The 16,016-nt window shown below is 48.6% G+C and carries 15 protein-coding genes; 13 read left to right on the forward strand and 2 right to left on the reverse strand.

Features of this window, described 5'->3' with window-relative positions:
* Positions 1-19: 19 nt before the first annotated feature.
* Complete coding sequence (gene infC, locus IEX62_RS00085) at positions 20-499, reverse strand: translation initiation factor IF-3 (RefSeq protein ID WP_188773383.1); 480 nt, start codon at positions 497-499, stop codon at positions 20-22.
* Between the two features lie 171 nt (positions 500-670).
* Between infC and IEX62_RS00090 the strand changes: the two genes are divergently transcribed.
* The 13 genes from IEX62_RS00090 to IEX62_RS00150 all read left to right on the forward strand — a co-directional run bounded on the left by IEX62_RS00090 (position 671) and on the right by IEX62_RS00150 (position 14,445).
* On the forward strand, positions 671-2,152 hold the full coding sequence (locus tag IEX62_RS00090) for a copper amine oxidase N-terminal domain-containing protein (protein ID WP_188773384.1): 1,482 nt from the start codon (positions 671-673) through the stop codon (positions 2,150-2,152).
* A 544-nt stretch (positions 2,153-2,696) separates the two neighbouring features.
* Positions 2,697-3,665, forward strand: coding sequence for a hypothetical protein (locus IEX62_RS00095; protein ID WP_188773385.1), 969 nt, complete (start codon positions 2,697-2,699; stop codon positions 3,663-3,665).
* 274 nt (positions 3,666-3,939) lie between these two features.
* Positions 3,940-4,920: an aldo/keto reductase gene (locus tag IEX62_RS00100; RefSeq protein WP_188773386.1), complete on the forward strand. Its 981-nt coding sequence runs from the start codon at positions 3,940-3,942 to the stop codon at positions 4,918-4,920.
* Positions 4,921-5,897: 977 nt separating this feature from the next.
* Positions 5,898-6,176 carry a hypothetical protein gene (locus IEX62_RS00105; protein WP_188773387.1) on the forward strand — a complete coding sequence of 93 codons (279 nt, stop codon included), beginning with the start codon at positions 5,898-5,900 and terminating at the stop codon, positions 6,174-6,176.
* A gap of 234 nt (positions 6,177-6,410) precedes the next feature.
* Positions 6,411-8,360, forward strand: coding sequence for an asparagine synthase-related protein (locus tag IEX62_RS00110; protein WP_188773388.1), 1,950 nt, complete (start codon positions 6,411-6,413; stop codon positions 8,358-8,360).
* Positions 8,361-8,420: 60 nt separating this feature from the next.
* On the forward strand, positions 8,421-8,549 hold the full coding sequence (locus IEX62_RS00115) for a paeninodin family lasso peptide (protein ID WP_188773389.1): 129 nt from the start codon (positions 8,421-8,423) through the stop codon (positions 8,547-8,549).
* 58 nt (positions 8,550-8,607) lie between these two features.
* Positions 8,608-8,742 carry a paeninodin family lasso peptide gene (locus IEX62_RS00120; RefSeq protein ID WP_188773390.1) on the forward strand — a complete coding sequence of 45 codons (135 nt, stop codon included), beginning with the start codon at positions 8,608-8,610 and terminating at the stop codon, positions 8,740-8,742.
* A gap of 51 nt (positions 8,743-8,793) precedes the next feature.
* The gene (locus tag IEX62_RS00125) at positions 8,794-8,928 is read left to right on the forward strand and encodes a paeninodin family lasso peptide (protein WP_188773391.1); all 135 of its coding nucleotides are present in this window, start codon (positions 8,794-8,796) and stop codon (positions 8,926-8,928) included.
* A gap of 311 nt (positions 8,929-9,239) precedes the next feature.
* Positions 9,240-10,175 carry a phosphoenolpyruvate carboxykinase (ATP) gene (locus tag IEX62_RS00130; protein WP_229685529.1) on the forward strand — a complete coding sequence of 312 codons (936 nt, stop codon included), beginning with the start codon at positions 9,240-9,242 and terminating at the stop codon, positions 10,173-10,175.
* A 164-nt stretch (positions 10,176-10,339) separates the two neighbouring features.
* Entirely contained in the window at positions 10,340-10,648 is a 309-nt protein-coding gene (locus tag IEX62_RS00135; RefSeq protein WP_188773392.1) for a lasso peptide biosynthesis PqqD family chaperone, read from the forward strand.
* Complete coding sequence (locus tag IEX62_RS00140) at positions 10,623-11,081, forward strand: lasso peptide biosynthesis B2 protein (RefSeq protein ID WP_188773393.1); 459 nt, start codon at positions 10,623-10,625, stop codon at positions 11,079-11,081. Before IEX62_RS00135 ends, IEX62_RS00140 begins: the two co-directional genes overlap by 26 nt.
* Before the next feature lie 371 nt (positions 11,082-11,452).
* The gene (locus tag IEX62_RS00145; RefSeq protein ID WP_188773394.1) at positions 11,453-12,655 is read left to right on the forward strand and encodes a nucleotidyltransferase domain-containing protein; all 1,203 of its coding nucleotides are present in this window, start codon (positions 11,453-11,455) and stop codon (positions 12,653-12,655) included.
* Positions 12,652-14,445, forward strand: coding sequence for an ABC transporter ATP-binding protein (locus IEX62_RS00150; RefSeq protein ID WP_188773395.1), 1,794 nt, complete (start codon positions 12,652-12,654; stop codon positions 14,443-14,445). Before IEX62_RS00145 ends, IEX62_RS00150 begins: the two co-directional genes overlap by 4 nt.
* Before the next feature lie 401 nt (positions 14,446-14,846).
* Here IEX62_RS00150 and IEX62_RS00155 read toward each other — a convergent pair whose 3' ends face one another.
* Entirely contained in the window at positions 14,847-15,794 is a 948-nt protein-coding gene (locus tag IEX62_RS00155; RefSeq protein ID WP_188773396.1) for an aldo/keto reductase, read from the reverse strand.
* Between the last annotated feature and the right edge of the window lie 222 nt (positions 15,795-16,016).

Here is a 16,016-nt window from a genome sequence, read left to right on the forward strand (position 1 = left end):
AAGATGCTTGGTATATCGCTTAACTCAGCGGATCGAGCTGCACCATCGATTGCTTACCACTGACCTGAATGCCGGTAGCTGGACGCCCTTCAGCTTTCAGATCACGAACCAGATCCTCTAGCAGCTTACGAGCAGCGGCTGATTCTTTATTGTTACCTGTTTTGACGACGAGCATAACGGGATGACCGGATTGGAGCAGACGGCGCGCTTGCTGCTGCTTAGTTTCATAATCATGATCCTCAATCGATGCGGTCAATCGGATTTCCTTGAGCTTGGCTGGACGCTCGCGTTTGGCTTCCTGCTGCTGCTTCTGACGTGCTGCGCCTGCGCCGATCAGCTGACATGGGGGCGGGCTACTCAGTAGCGAGGTGCAGACCAGATCGACCTTGAGCTGTTTGGCAAGCTTGAGTGCTTCCGCAGTTGGCATAATGCCCAGATCCTCGCCATTGATCCCGGTGACATGCACCTCAGATGCTTTGATTTTTTCGTTTTTAATCATATTTAGCTATCCTCCAGCAAAATGCGATAATTTTCTACCTTATAGCAAAGTGCTTCTATTGTAACATAGCGCCTGAAAAACGGCTGATTATAGGTATTTGTTCATTTTACAAACCGCATATAAACTGGGATAATGAAGGCGAAGTCCGATACAGAAAGGGGAACACTATCAATGAAAAGGAAATTGTGGATCACACTTCCGCTTGTTTTACTGCTTATTGTATTATCCGGTTGTCAGGCAGTAGGCAATCTGGATGTGAAAAATGCATTGATTCGCAATCTGGAGGTACAGTCGCTGGAGTCGAACCAGACGCTCAGCATGACACTGACACCTTCGGAATCAGCAAGTGTAGAGGATCGTATGATTGCTACGATGCTGAACTCTAGCAAGCTGGTGATCGATAGCGCTAAAATGCAGAGCGCGAACGAGCTGTCACTGATCGGAGCTGTAGAATACAGCGGTCAGCGTCTTCCATTCCATGTATACATGAACCAGGGCGGTATTACGATCGATCTGGAAGGAGCAAAACAGCCGATTTACATATCTTATGAAGCTTACGGAGAGGCTGTAGGGCTGGATTCCGGCTTCAATCTGCAAGTATTACAAGGACAACAAAAGGAATTTGCCAAAGCCGTCGCTTCGTTCCTGTTCACGCATTTGCCAAATGCAGCGAATATCTCTGCTGATACGGTGAGCACAGCGGTATATGGCGGCGAGACCATGGATATGACTCGTCTGCATATCGAGCTGGACGGACAGGAAATGCTGCAACTGGTCAAGCCATTCCTGACTAGCATCGCTGCGGATGAGCAAGGGATGAAGGAATTGCTGGGTGCATTTTATGATTATTACGCACCTCTGTTTATCGGTACATCTGACGAAGATTTAGAAGGAGTTCTAGGTAGTCGTGATCAATTCGTTAGCGAAGGCTACAAATCGATCAGCGAAGCGCTGACAGAGCTGCTTCAGGAATACGATCAACAGATCGAATCCTTAAAAGCTGACGATTCCTTCAATACCGTCTTCGGTCCAGAGACACGCGTTGTAGCCGATACGTATTTTGACAAGGATATGTATGCACGTAAGCAGATGATGGATGTAACGGTTGCATTGCCAAAAGAAGCTCCATATTCCTCGTTCAATCTTCATTCCGAAAGTGAAGCGTGGAATGTGAACGGTAATGTGCTTGCAGATCCGGTAGATGTGAGCGGTGGTACATTGAACGTGACGGACAGCACGACACCAGGCACAGTGCTGCGTAACTTTGAATCCAATTCTCCGGTGTATCAGCTGATGAAAATGTCAGGTGTCACGCAAAAAAACGTCTATGTAGGAGAGTACTCGGATTACAATACGATCACTCGCAACAAAATGACGTATATTGCGGTGAAGGATCTGGCAAGCGCACTGGATGCAAAAATGGAATGGAACGCGTCCAGCAAGCAAATTCGTCTGACTGACGATATTACTGGAGCGGTGATTGAATTGAAGCTCAACTCCAAAAAAGCAACAGTGGACGGTGCAGCACGTATGCTACCGGCGAATGTGATTCAGGTTAAAGGTACGACCTATGTCCCACTTCGTGCTGGAGCCGGCTTGCTCGGTGCTACTGTCGATGCGACCTATGGCGATCTGACAATCGAACGTAAATAATTTCGGTTGTACACTTCGTAGTTGCGAAATCGAATATAATAATAGCGAAAAGGACGATTTCATTTGCTGAAATCGTCCTTTTTTGTGCTGATTTTCTTACGCAGACGTGAAATGACACTCCAGCAGAATCGTTTACCACGTCAAAATTGCTCGAAACTCGCGATTAGCAATCCTCGATCTGCTTTGTAAAAGAGATGTATTATCCTAAAAACCAGAGATTTAGGGAGCAATTGGACAAAAAGAATAAATAAGCAATTCGAATCATTTCAAGATGGCACATAGTGGCTAAAATGTATCCATACATAGAAGTGATCTGACTTGCCCGGGGTTCTGGTGAATCGTCATCGGAGTGCCGGGTAGACTCATTTGAAGCTACAGTCTAGCCTTTTTAAAAAATAAAAAAATTGCTTAATAACTATGTAATAAAATGAGTCAATTAGGATATTAATGGTTATTAAACGCTCATGGAAAATTTAATCCAGTTTAACCATTTCCGAAACGATACTTCGGATGTTCGATTGAATATAAAGGAGAGATTAGCTAAATGAAATTATGGGGTAAGCAAAAGGGATTATGGATCGCAGGGATTTTACTGGCAAGCACATGCTATCAGGCAGGAACGGCAGCGGCAGCGCTCTCGTACAGCGATGATGTCGTTCCACAATTAAGCTCAGACACAGGCAGTAACGGCGCAGCGACTGCAAGTACGGAGGAAACGGGATATGAGGCATGGCGTGCATTTGATAATAGCGCAGCATCCGACAGCTACTGGCGAGCAGCCGCCGATGGATCACTGGCACAGATTGGCTACGAATTCAACGACAAAAAAGTAATTACACAGTATACCGTGCAGGCAGATACATACGATGCGGCAAGTGCGCCGCAGGATTGGGTATTTGCAGGTAAGCTTGGCAACAGATGGCTAGCGATTGATGAGCAGTCTGCACAGACGGATTGGCAGCCGGGTGAGCGAAGAACATTTGATGTGGATAACGATGCGGCTTATAGTGGGTACGCCTTATTTATTTCTAGCAATAATGGCGGGGATTGGATAGCGGTTAATGATCTGGAGCTCAAGCAGTATCAGAACAACTATAATCTGGTGCCAGCAGGTACAGCTAGCGGAACGGCAACCGCTTCGGAAAATGCGGATACCGCATGGAAGGCATTTGACCATTCTGTAGCCGCAGATAGCTACTGGACATCCGATGCACAGAGCTATGTGGATGTATCGCTGTCGTATACATTTGACCAGCCGACTGCAATTAAAGGATATTCGATCACAGCAGCAAGTCCGCAGACTGCTCCCGTATCATGGGTGCTGGTCGGCTCCAATGATGGCGAAGAGTGGAGTCAGGTTGTTCATGAGGTACCATCCTCTATTCATTGGGATTCCGGCGTGACGAAGACGTATGCGGTCGATAACGATATAGCCTACAAAACGTATAAGCTGATCATCAGTCGTAATAGCGGCCCAGCACAGATTAGTATTAGTGAGCTGGAGTTGTACTAAGCGCTAGAGAAGAGTAGCATGGAGATCAGGCTAGACGACATGTGAAAAAATAGCGTTAATCGGCTTTTGCTGTAATTAGCTGTAAGCGGTAATACGTATGAATGAGAACATGAGCATGAATGAGAAACGAAAGGGAACTGTTCATCGAGACAGTTCTCTTTTTTTATGTGTCGCCGTATTACTGTAGTTGCCTGCTCTATTGTCATGGATAGGTGGAATGTGAGAACATAGTAAGGCATAACGATCAGCACATAGCGACAGGAGGACATAGAGAATGAGCAAAGTGATGCCACTTGTAAAGCGTGGGGTAAAAGCAAGCCGTCTGGCACTCGGATGTATGCCGTTTGGAGGAAGCTGGGATCAACAGCCATTTACCGACGAGCATGTGAAGGAAGCGGAGGCTGCCGTAGACGCTGCCCTGGAGATCGGAATTACGATGTTTGACCATGCGGATATTTATACACGTGGGAAGGCAGAGCAAGTATTCGGACGTATTTTGCAGGCAAGACCGGAGTTACGTGAGCAGATCGTGATCCAGTCCAAATGCGGCATTCAGTTGCAGGATGATACATGGCCGGGTCGCTTTAATTTTTCGCGTGAGCATATTATTCGCTCGGTCGATGGAAGTCTGGAGCGTCTTGGAATCGACTATCTGGATGTACTGCTGCTACACCGTCCAGATCCACTTGTTGAACCGGATGAAGTAGCAGAGGCTCTTGCTCAGTTAAAGGCAGCAGGTAAAATTCGCTATGTGGGCGTGTCCAATATGAGTGCGCCGCAGATTCAATTTTTACAGCAGGCGATTCCAGATTCCTTTGCCGTAAATCAGCTGGAAATGAGTCTGGGCCATCTGCATTTTGTTGATCAAGATATCCATGTGAACCAAAATGCAGGCACAAGCGTGAACTTTGGCTCCGGACTGATGGAATATTGCCGTAGTCAGGATATCCAGCTGCAAGCATGGGGGCCGCTGGCACAGGGCAAATTCTCCGGTCGCGATGTGAAGAAGGAACCGGAACATATCCGCAAGACCGCAGCACTGGTACAGCGTATGGCTGACGAAAAAGAAACAACTGCCGAAGCGATCGTACTCGGCTGGCTGATGCGCCATCCAGCAATGATTCAACCGATCGTAGGTACAACCAATCCGAAGCGTATCGGGGCATGTCAGGATGCAGAGCGTCAAGCCGAGCAAATGACGCGCGATGAATGGTACTTGCTCTACACGAGCGCACGCGGGCAAATGGTGCCTTAACCATACAAGCATGACAGAAAGAGCCAGATGATACAGCATCCGATCAGGAGCTGTGCAGTCTGGCTCTTCATTATAGATGGACGGTGGATGATAGATAGATAGATAGACGGTGGGATGATAGACGGATGAGTTTGCATGGAACGATCAAGCCCTAGCTTCCGCACAGCCATTCCCGTTCCAAATGAAGCTATGAGAATAAAGAACGAACAGGACGTTTGACCGTATATCGATCCAGCGCAAAAACGTAAATGTAACCTTTTCCAAGACGTTAATGCACGATTCATATTCACTTTGTGTATATCCACTTATCCACGAAAAGCATAAAAAAATCGCTCCATTACAGTCATTAATCGTTTAGCATACATACAACACAAAAATAATTTTAAGAGAACATATATTCTGTTTATGGTATAAATATCTTATTAAATGACAATGATGAACATTTTGTAACCAAATTGTAATAATTTTAATCGTTTTCTTTTTAGTTAACTTACAAAGTCAGTTTTGAATATTATGGTCATTTACTTGTTTGATCAATCATTCTTCAAAAGCCAGTCATAGCAGGGGTTTATGCAAGGCATACACTTATAGCGACATAAAATAAAGATAAGAATCCTTGTTAACCCTTACCGCGCAAGGGTTTTGTTCCTTTTAAAAAAAATCGCCAGAATCGTATAAAATGGAAAAATTATCATGTAAATTATTCGTTTAGAGTATATAATAGCTTCAACAGCTAAGAAGTTATTCAAAACGAATAACATTTGGGTAAAGGTAACAGAGTGGGAAGGCTAGCATTTGGTTCATTGATTAAACTGTTTCTCTACTTATGCTCAGGATGAGCATGTGAATGGGACAGCAGTAAGGACTAGCTGCTTCATCCCACCAAATGACGTATACTCGCAAACGCGTAGTTCCACATTTGTATATGCTTGGCCGATGCTTCACGCTTCGGCACCACTCGATCTACTGGAGGTGCAATGGTGAGCTATTGTGAAAAAAAGGTTAAGGCAGTTACTCAACTTGTCGTTGGAGCTGATGTTTACTATAATATGCCCTTGCAGGAAATGGAGCAGCAGGCACCACCTGTAAAGATCGCAGAGCTGATGGAGCTGAACACCTTTGTACAGCATTACAGTGAGCGCACACAGCAATATAAAGGTCAGATCGAGCAACTACGAGAGCCCAGCAATCAGCTTCGAGCAGAGGCAGCACAACTGCTACATCGTCAGCCGTTACATGAATGGAGTACACGTTAATTCATACATAATAGTATAGGTTGCAGCACATCGTCATACTGGTGCTGAGAAGTGCAAAGGGCATCATGAAAGCTGCCAACCATACAAAAAACGAATCGTTCGCTTATTAAAAGTACGATCCTGTCAAAAGTACGATCGTGGCGACAGACGAACGGAACGATTCGTGACCATGCACAAGTAACAGACATCAAAGAAATAACACACATCAATATCCTCAGGAAAGGGGTGGAGTGAATGAGTACAGCAGCAGGTATATGGGATCACAGTAAACAATGGTCTTCCGAAGAGCTGGAGCAGACTGGACAGCGAATGATGGAGCAAATGGCACGCTATCCTAAGGATCGTTCCGGCGTCTGGCAGCAGGATCGCGTCTGGTTCGGCTGTCATGATCAGTGGGTGACACCGGAATCGGTAGGTCAGCCCATGCCTTATTATGATGCTCTGCGCGAGCTGGCAATCACAGGCGATGTGATTCTGGACAATCGGGAGGAGCTACTGGAGCAGCTTGGACTATTACAGCAGCCCGAATTACCGGATGTACTGCTGCTCATTCATGCCTACACCAAATGGGGAGAGCAGATGCCTTCACGATTAAATGGCGATTTTGCCTTTATGATCTGGGATGGCAAGCAGGAACGGTTGTTTGGCGCACGCGACTGGTCGGGAAACCGCACATTATATTATGCGAATCGACAGAGTCAATTTTACTTTGCCAGTACGATGGAGGCACTGCTGCATACAGGCCATGTGAAGCGTAAGCTGTCCACGCCGTGGATGGCGGAATTTCTGACTACGGTAGCGATGGAGGAATCGACTGATATTCATGCCACCGTATATGAAGAGATTCATCAGCTTCCACCAGCACATAAGATCACGGTCGCATCAGGTCGTTGTCGAATTGAGCAGTACGGTAATCTGCTGCCAGATGGCCCACTCCAGCTCCGCTCGGACGGTGAGTACGAGGAAGCGTTCCGTGAGCTGTTTGCACGGGTTGTGCGCTCGAAGGTACGCACACGACATGGCGTAGCTGCTACGCTAAGCGGTGGACTCGACTCGGGCAGTGTGGTTAGCTATGCGGCACCGATTCTATCTCAGCAAAAGAAGCCGCTTTATACGTATAGCTTTGTACCGATTCCAGGCTTTAAGGATTGGACTTCCTCGCGAGTTATGGCGAATGAGCGACCTTATATCGAGGAAACGGTACGGCATGTACGCCGTGTCAATGAAGTCCATGATCATTATATGGACTTTGCGGATCGGAGTCCGCTCAGTGAGGTGGAGCACTGGTTATCGTTGATGGAAATGCCGTACAAGTATTTTGAAAATTCATTTTGGATTCGCGGTATTTTTGAGCAGGCACAGCAGCATGGAGCAGGCGTGCTGCTAACAGGAGCACGGGGGAATTTTACGATCTCCTGGGGGCCGGCGATCGAATATTACGGGCAGATGCTGCGTAAATTCCAATGGATGCGTCTATATCAGGAGCTGAAGCTGTACAGTCGCAATGCAGGCATACGGCGTAAAAAGCTTGTACAGCAAATTGGTCAGTCTGCCTTTCCAGGTCTTGTACGAAGTAGCCCGGATCTTGGGCGACCGGATGCACTGCGCTGGATTAATCCAGAGCTGGCGGCGCGAACCGGTATGGCGGAGCGTGTACGTCAGGCAGAGCTGGATCTGATCGGCAGCGATACGATGACCGATGAAGAGGTTCGTAACAGCAAGTTCGCCAATCTTGCAGTTGCAAATAAGGATGGTGCCGTCACATCGAAGCTATCGATGGGCTATGGCGTATGGGAGCGTGATCCGACGAATGATCCGCGGATCGTCAAGTTCTGCTTATCCATCCCTTTCCATCAATACGTACAAAATGGCATGGATCGTGCACTCATTCGCCGTGCAACCGAAGGGCAGCTACCGGATAAAATTCGCCTTAATCAAAAGGTACGTGGACTACAGCCAGCCGATTGGGTGCTGCGTATGCGTCCGCAATGGGGCGCCTTCACGGACGAAATTCGCGAGCTATGCCGGGATGCCTCGGTCGCGCAGTGGGTCAACACAGACAATATATTAAGTGCACTACAAGAGGTGGGGGATGAGCCGGATGCAGAGGCGGCATTTAACCCATCCACAAGGCTGCTGATGCGCAGCTTGATCGTGGGACGCTTTATCCGCGGTCTTGCCTGAGCGTGAGTACGAGCAGGGGCAGCACGAACGTATACTCTACAAAGGAGGTGAATATAACCAATGACAAAAATGGAGTGGACCACTCCAGAGCTTGAAGTTCTGGAAGTCAATGACACGATGGCAGGTAAAGGCTGGAAAGTCATCGACTGGGTTACTTATGATGATGCTGACCTGTACAATCCAAGCTGATGCAATGAAGAAGGGGTAGTCGCTCGTTGTTTATATCCAAATTTGAGGAGGCAAACGCATGAACAATGAAAAAATGCAATGGCAGGCTCCAACGTTAGAGGTTTTGGATGTAAATGAAACAATGGCAGGCAAAGGCTGGAGAGTTATTGACTGGGTGACATACGACGACGCGGATCTGTATAATCCGAGCTGATCGATCACACCATACCTAATCATTTCTTAAACGGACAAGGAGGAATCGATAATGACGAACGAAAAAATGCAGTGGCAAGCGCCAGCCATGGAAGTGCTGGAAATGAACGAAACCGCAGCAGGTAAAGGCTGGAAAGCCATTGACTGGGTGACGTACGACGACGCAGACCTGTACAACCCGAGCTGATTCGCTTTTCCCAAAATCGTTGTTGCCAGCTAAGGGCATGATGCTTCATGCGTAAGCAAGAGCGACATAATGAGTGCAGGTGCTGAACACTTTGGATACTTATCCCTGGACCCATGTATTTGCTGAATATGAAGGTGGCCCTTATACATTTCATAGGTATAAGGGTCCATTTTCTTCGTGAATCGACCATAGCAACCGCCGTATGCGCCAGATTTCATTTGCATCGTGAGACAGCTATATGATGCTCTGAAAATAGGCTTGCATGACACTATATGTTGGCGCAAAGCGCAGAAACATGCTGGGAGGCCCAGATGATGAATACCATTCAACAAACTGTATATGAGGCATTTGGTTTAGCAATTCAAAGTGAGATTCCATTGCCTGAATTGCCGCCTGTGTCTCATGCAGGCAAAAATGTAGATGTTACGGTTCGTTTGGCAAGCTTATCGCGCTGGGATGCTATCGTTAGCTCGCGCGATACGAATTTTAGTAATCAGGCAGAGGGCTTTGTATTTCGGATGCCGGATACAGCGACCTTTTGCGTACAAAATGGCTCGACCATTACGATTGATCGGCTCCCTGGAGTGAGTACAGAAAAGCTTCGTTTGTTTGTGCTAGGCACGTGTATGGGGGTGCTGTTAATGCAGCGTGGTCTATTTCCACTGCATGGTAGTGCACTATCGATTGATGGACGTGCGTACGCCTTTGTCGGGCAGTCCGGTGCGGGCAAGTCCACACTGGCAGCGAGCTTCCTTCAATCTGGATATTCGCTTATTAGTGATGATGTGATTGCAATTAGTTATGAAAATGGCGTGCCGCTCGTCTATCCCGCTTATCCGCAGCAAAAGCTGTGGCAGGAAAGTCTGGATCATTTTGGACAGTCCTCCAGTGGATATTCAGCATTGCACGATGAATATGATAAATTTGCCATTCCAGTTGGTGATCGATTCCATAATGAGCCGATTCCGCTGGCAGGCGTGTTTGAATTAGTGAAAACCGAAGAGCCGTATGCGTCGATCCATAAGCTGGAGCGACTGGAGCGTCTGCATATTTTACTGGCACATACGTATCGGAGCGCGATTATTCCGCGGCTCGATCTGAAGGAGCAGCATTTCTCGATGGTGGCTGCGCTGGCAGGTGAGCTGGAGGCATATCAGATTCATCGTTCGACGACAGCCTTTACCGCGCCGGATATCGTGGAGCGTGTGGTGCAGCTGGTGCGTAGTGAGCATGAAGCGAGAGCGTAATTAATGAATGGATGATCATTAGAGCAATGGATTGCCGGATAGAATAGCAGAACATTTCCTAAACCAAAGGAGAGGGTCATGCCTTTACAGGCTAACGAAGTAGAGTAATACGAGCATCTAGCCAGTGAGCTGGCATGAATAAAAAGATGAGAGGGGAATATATAATGACGAATATGACAGGACTCGATCAACAGCGATTCGTTCAAAACAAAAACTATATCGCCAGTGATATGAATGGAGAAAAGGTCATGCTAGACGTGCAATCCGGTAAATACTACAATCTCGGCACGATCGGCGGACGAATCTGGGACCTGAGCGCACAGGCATCTACTGTAGATGAGATTGTGGCACGTCTGTTGGAAGAATACGAAGTATCACAGGAGGTCTGCAAGCAGCAGGTGACAACATTCATGGGTCAAATGCTGAGCGAAGGGCTGGTCGACATCGATGATCAAGGCACTTCGTCTCGATAAACTGAGCAAGCTACGCAGCTACCCTGCCGATATGCGGCGACTTATGCTCGAAGCATTGATCGCACTGGCATGGGGACGTGTGCTCAAGCAGCTCCCTTTTGCCCGCGTATCACCGTCATTGGGTGATTACATGAAGGAAACATCCTATGAAAGCGAGCGCGAACAACACCGCCAGACCGTACAAATCTCGCGCGCGCTACATTTGGTCAGTCCGCATGTCCCATGGGAAGCGGAATGCCTCGTCATGGCATTCGCCGCTCAACGTATGCTTAATCGCCGCCGTCTATCGAGCACACTCTATCTGGGCATGCGCCGCGACGAACAAGGCAAAACCGCCGCTCACGCCTGGCTACGCAGCGGACGCTTTTATTTAACAGGAGCGAAGGAATTGGAGCAATACACGGTAGTCGGTCAATTCGCGAAGGGTTTTTAGGCTGTTCCTTTTTCAGTTCCATTACTAGTGGTTTTCTAGCACTATTTTATTTCTAACACCATTTTAGATGGAAAGTGGTTTTGTGAAGAAGAGTATTTACAGTTTTGATCTCTGATTCTCAATCTCCGATTGATTATGGATTAGATTGGAGATTATGGATGTTAGGTTTTGATGCTGCTTCTCCCTCCATGGTTTGCATACGTATGGAACGGAGGGAAGGAAATAAGGGGAAAGAACGACTTTGGAGGGGCGGGAATCTACATTCTATCCTAATCCGTAGATTCCCGCGGCTCCACTGAGTTCGTCCCCTTATTCCTTCCCGGAGTGGTGTACCTATCGTAACCCCACCACCTTAATGAAAGGAGTACGCCATGAACAAGCAAAGGAGCCTTGAACCGCATATGTATTCTGCTGAGCTGGCACTGTTGCTAGAGCTGCTCCAGTCAGAATCAGCTGCATCGTCATCCATCGAAATGACTTCCCGTACAGCATCGTCGCTGGATTGGAAAGAGTTTGTCGCTCTTGCGCATCATCATCGCGTGTATCCGACCATTCAAGCGCAGTGCGCTGAGCATCCGCTATTGCCGGAGCAGGTCAAGCAGTGGCTAACGCAAAAGTACAATCGTAATGCCTTCACCATGCTTCAGCTCAGCGGACAGATGCAGCGCCTGAGCGCCTTACTGGGCGAACGAGGTATCCGTGCATTACAGCTCAAAGGGCCGGTGCTGGCACAGCTGCTCTATGGCGATCTATCTCGCCGCACGTCGAAGGATCTGGATGTACTCGTGCCGATGGAGCAAGCACAGCAAGCTGAGGAGCTGTTACTGGAGCTTGGCTATGTCAAAACACAATCTGTACCGCGCACGACGCATAATTGGCGCTGGCGGTACAATCATGAATCGTATACAGATGAGCGGACAGGTGTAGAGATTGAGCTGCACTGGCGGCTCAACGGCGATGCCGGGAAGGAGCAGGGCTTCGAGGAGCTATGGAGTCGTCGCCAGACGCTAGCATTTGGCGGCACCGATGTACATATGCTGGGGATGGAGGATTTGCTGATCTATCTGGCTGTACACGGGGCACGTCATGCCTGGTTCCGTTTACGCTGGCTTGTTGATATCGATCGGCTAACACGCAGCAATCTGGATTGGTCGCTGCTGCGACAACTCACACGCCAGTATCGCTGTGAGCATATTGTCGGTCAGGCGCTACTGCTCAGTGCCAGCTGGCTCCACACACCGATTCATGCGGAAATGGAGCATTGGACAGCGCATGCACGCTCGCATGAGCTAGCGGTTCGTGTGCTGCCATTTATTACGAATCGGGTGAATCTGTGTCCTGAACCAGAAACCGAAGCACTGGCAAAGCCTTATCGTGCCTATCAGTATGCACTCAAAACGTCAGGACAAAAGGCGCTGTTCTGGGTGCGCAAGCTGGCACCGGATGATTGGGATATGCAGACCTTGCCGTTACCTAGGGGGCTTTACTTTTTATATTATCCGCTGCATCCATTCCTGCTGTTATATCGTCGTATGCAGCGGCGTACGGCATTACAACGGGAGGTGGAGCAATGAACATCGTCCGCAATTATGTCAATGAGCTACGTCAGTATGCTGGTAAGCGTCTGTACGGCTATGTGCTATTGATGTTGCTGATTAGTGTACTGGATATGGTCACGCTGTATATGCTCATTCCACTGCTCAGTCTGATTGGCGTATTTGGCGGCAGTACAGGCTCCTTGCCGTTTGCACAGGTGTTTGAACCGCTGCGCTCGATGCCGCTCGTCACTTCACTGGCGATTGTGCTGGGACTATATAGTGTACTAACGATTGTGCAGGGCTTTATGCAGCGTCAGCAATCGGTGATGGGAGCAGAGATTCAGCAGGGCTTTATCAAGTCGCTACGGCTACGCGTGTATCGTTCGATTATGCGCTCGAACTGGACTTTTTTCCTGCGGAAGCGCAAGTCCGATCTGAGTCATATGCTCACGACTGAGCTCGCTCGTGTGAGTCAGGGGACGAATCTGGTGCTGATGCTGGCAACCTCGATTCTGTTTACCGTGCTGCAAATCGGCTTTGCGATGGTGATATCGGTGAAAATGACGCTGCTCGTGCTAATTGGTGGCGGCTTGCTGGCGCTGTATTCACGTCGCTTTGTACGCAAATCCAAAGCATACGGCGATCGGATGACCGAGCTGTCACAGGATTATTTTTCCGGTATTCAGGAGAATCTGAACGGGATTAAAGATATTAAAAGCAATATGCTGGAGGCTTCACATTTTAACTGGTTCCGCAATATGGCGAATCGGCTGGAATACAATCTGATTCAGCAGGTACGGCTTAACTCCACCACACAGCTTATCTATAAGCTGATCTCGGTGGTGTTCATTATCGGCTTTATCGTGCTGTCTGCACAGGTATTTCAGCTTCAGCCTGAGCGCTCGGTGCTGATCATTCTGATCTTCGCCCGGTTATGGCCGAGATTTAGCGGTATTCAGTCGTATCTGGAGTATATTAGCGCGCTCATTCCTGCTTTTCATGCGTTATCCAAGCTGCAAAAGGAATGCCAGCAGTCGGAGGAGAGCTATCGTCCGGTTGCGCATGGGGAAGGGCCTGTCCAGCCACTACAGGAGGGTATTCGCTGCACAGATGTGACGTTCCATTATAATGAAGGGCATGAAGCCGCGCTGCAACATATTAATCTGTTCATTCCAGCCGGGCAAATGACGGCAATTGCTGGACGCTCTGGTGCTGGGAAAAGTACACTGATCGATCTGTTAATGGGCTTGATGGAGCCGCAGCATGGGGCAGTTGAGGTGGATGGACAACGATTAACAGGGGAGCGTCTGCTGTCCTGGCGTAACTCGATCGGCTATGTGGCACAGGAGCCATTCCTGTTCCATTCCAGCATTCGAGATAATCTGCTGCTGGTGAAGCCCGATGCGACAGAGGACGATCTGTGGGAAGCGCTGGAATTTGCAGCCTGTGATGAATTTGTTCGCCGTTTACCGGAAGGTCTGGATACGATTATTGGCGATCGTGGCGTGCGTTTGTCAGGTGGTGAGCGTCAGCGTGTCGTACTGGCGCGAGCGATTTTACGTAAGCCCGAGGTGCTGATTCTGGATGAGGCGACGAGCTCGCTGGATACCGAGAATGAAGCGAAGGTACAGGCGGCGCTCGATAAGCTTAAAGGTCGCATTACGCTGATCGTTATTGCCCATCGTCTATCTACGATTCGTAATGCCGATCAGGTCGTCGTCGTTGATGATGGACGGATTGTGCAGACAGGGGAATTCGGTCAATTGTCTCGTGAAACGAAAGGAACGTTTCATCAATTGCTCGGATATCAGAATGCGGCGCAGTAATAGCAATTCAATCGGTTAGCCAGATGTTAATGAAGTTATTAGCATCTGGTTATTTTTGTGGCCGGTTATCGTATAGTGCTTGCAGGCAGAGCTGCATCGTGTGGAACAGGTGGGACACTTTTTAGATCGGGATGGCGATGTGGAATTTCCGCTGGTACGTGATCTTTTGTTACGTATATTGGAGCCTGTAACATCGCGAAGCTCGTGACCCCTTACTTGTGTAGCTCACCTTATATAATAAACGAACAGCCAGCATCGCTTCCTTTGGACGGAAGTGCATATGCTGGCTGTTCGTTTGTTGCAGTGAGTATAACTATTGGTTCTAAGTTAATGCGGTACGAATACGCATATTCTATAGTTAAGCCTATAGTGGTTATACGTTCATATACGTTCAGGTGATCTTATACACCAGAAGGATTTGCTCCACTCAGATCGAGCCAGTTCAGCTCGTCACGCGTGAGTGTAATGCCAGCGCCTTGCTCACAGGACAGCAGTTCTTCGCGATTTTGCGCACCGATGAGGGCACAGGTTGGGAATGGCTGGTTGAGTACATACGCGAGCGCGATCTGGATGGTCGTTGTGTTTTTATCCGCAGCGAGCTGCTCAGCGCGGCGCAGACGTTCCCAGTTATCATCGCTGTAAAATACGCGTACAAGATCCTCGTTGTCACGCACCTCTGGTGTAAAGCGTCCGGTGAAGAAGCCGCGTGCTTGCGATGACCATGATAATAGTGGAAGCTGAGTCTGCTCATGCCAGTCCAGCGTCTGCTGATCTGCGGATACACAGCCTGCCCAGAATGGCTCGTTCGCTTTGGCAAGACTCAGGTTCGGGCTGCTGAATGTAAAGCCAGTCAGTCCGTTGGACGCTGCATAATCGTTCGCTTCCTGCATCCGTTGCCATGTCCAGTTGGAGGCTCCAATCGCTCCGATACGACCTGCCTCGATATGCTCATTAAGCGCTTCCAGAATGACCGCAACCGGCACGGATTCATCATCTCGATGCAGGGCATACAGCTCTACAAAATTCGTTTGCAGGCGCTCCAGACTGGTCATCAGGTCATTGCGAATCGCCTCTGGATTGACACGCGGGCCATTCTGGTCGTGGTGAGCGCCCTTGGTGAGGATGACAAGCGAGTCACGGTTGCCATGCTCCTGCATGTATTTTCCGAGTACTTCTTCACTTTGACCGCCGCAATAGATGTATGCGGTATCGATCGTATTGCCGCCGATTTCGATAAAGGCGTTGAGGTTGGTGACTACTTTTTCGTAGGCATCGTGGGTAAAGTAGTCGGAGCCTTTGATCAGGGTGGATACGGGTTTGCCTGCGCCTGGGATTTCGATATGTTTCATTGGGATCAGTCTTCCTTTCATTTGTGGGTGTTATAGGATTAGAAAAATTGCGTGCTTGTTTGGGTGTTCTCGCTGACTTGTGTTGAGGGGCAGCAATCACTTCGGCAAGGAATAAGGGAACGGACTCGGGTGGAGCCGCGGGAATCTTTTGGAATGGGGTGAGAATGAAGATTCCCGCCCTCCAAAGGAGTCCTTTTCCCTTATTTCCTTGCCTGCGTTCCG

The organism is Paenibacillus hunanensis (assembly GCF_014645615.1).
GTDB classification, from domain to species: domain Bacteria; phylum Bacillota; class Bacilli; order Paenibacillales; family Paenibacillaceae; genus Saccharibacillus; species Saccharibacillus hunanensis.

What these genes read in the sequence shown, in the direction of transcription:
- IEX62_RS00125 (WP_188773391.1), top strand. Translation starts at nt 8,794, where the DNA reads ATGACGAACGAAAAAATGCAGTGGCAAGCGCCAGCCATGGAAGTGCTG.
- IEX62_RS00130 (WP_229685529.1), top strand. Translation starts at nt 9,240, where the DNA reads ATGATGAATACCATTCAACAAACTGTATATGAGGCATTTGGTTTAGCA.
- IEX62_RS00115 (WP_188773389.1), top strand. Translation starts at nt 8,421, where the DNA reads ATGACAAAAATGGAGTGGACCACTCCAGAGCTTGAAGTTCTGGAAGTC.
- IEX62_RS00120 (WP_188773390.1), top strand. Translation starts at nt 8,608, where the DNA reads ATGAACAATGAAAAAATGCAATGGCAGGCTCCAACGTTAGAGGTTTTG.
- IEX62_RS00155 (WP_188773396.1), bottom strand. Translation starts at nt 15,794, where the DNA reads ATGAAACATATCGAAATCCCAGGCGCAGGCAAACCCGTATCCACCCTG.
- IEX62_RS00100 (WP_188773386.1), top strand. Translation starts at nt 3,940, where the DNA reads ATGAGCAAAGTGATGCCACTTGTAAAGCGTGGGGTAAAAGCAAGCCGT.
- IEX62_RS00090 (WP_188773384.1), top strand. Translation starts at nt 671, where the DNA reads ATGAAAAGGAAATTGTGGATCACACTTCCGCTTGTTTTACTGCTTATT.
- IEX62_RS00105 (WP_188773387.1), top strand. Translation starts at nt 5,898, where the DNA reads ATGGTGAGCTATTGTGAAAAAAAGGTTAAGGCAGTTACTCAACTTGTC.
- IEX62_RS00095 (WP_188773385.1), top strand. Translation starts at nt 2,697, where the DNA reads ATGAAATTATGGGGTAAGCAAAAGGGATTATGGATCGCAGGGATTTTA.
- IEX62_RS00150 (WP_188773395.1), top strand. Translation starts at nt 12,652, where the DNA reads ATGAACATCGTCCGCAATTATGTCAATGAGCTACGTCAGTATGCTGGT.
- IEX62_RS00135 (WP_188773392.1), top strand. Translation starts at nt 10,340, where the DNA reads ATGACGAATATGACAGGACTCGATCAACAGCGATTCGTTCAAAACAAA.
- infC (WP_188773383.1), bottom strand. Translation starts at nt 499, where the DNA reads ATGATTAAAAACGAAAAAATCAAAGCATCTGAGGTGCATGTCACCGGG.
- IEX62_RS00145 (WP_188773394.1), top strand. Translation starts at nt 11,453, where the DNA reads ATGAACAAGCAAAGGAGCCTTGAACCGCATATGTATTCTGCTGAGCTG.
- IEX62_RS00110 (WP_188773388.1), top strand. Translation starts at nt 6,411, where the DNA reads ATGAGTACAGCAGCAGGTATATGGGATCACAGTAAACAATGGTCTTCC.
- IEX62_RS00140 (WP_188773393.1), top strand. Translation starts at nt 10,623, where the DNA reads ATGATCAAGGCACTTCGTCTCGATAAACTGAGCAAGCTACGCAGCTAC.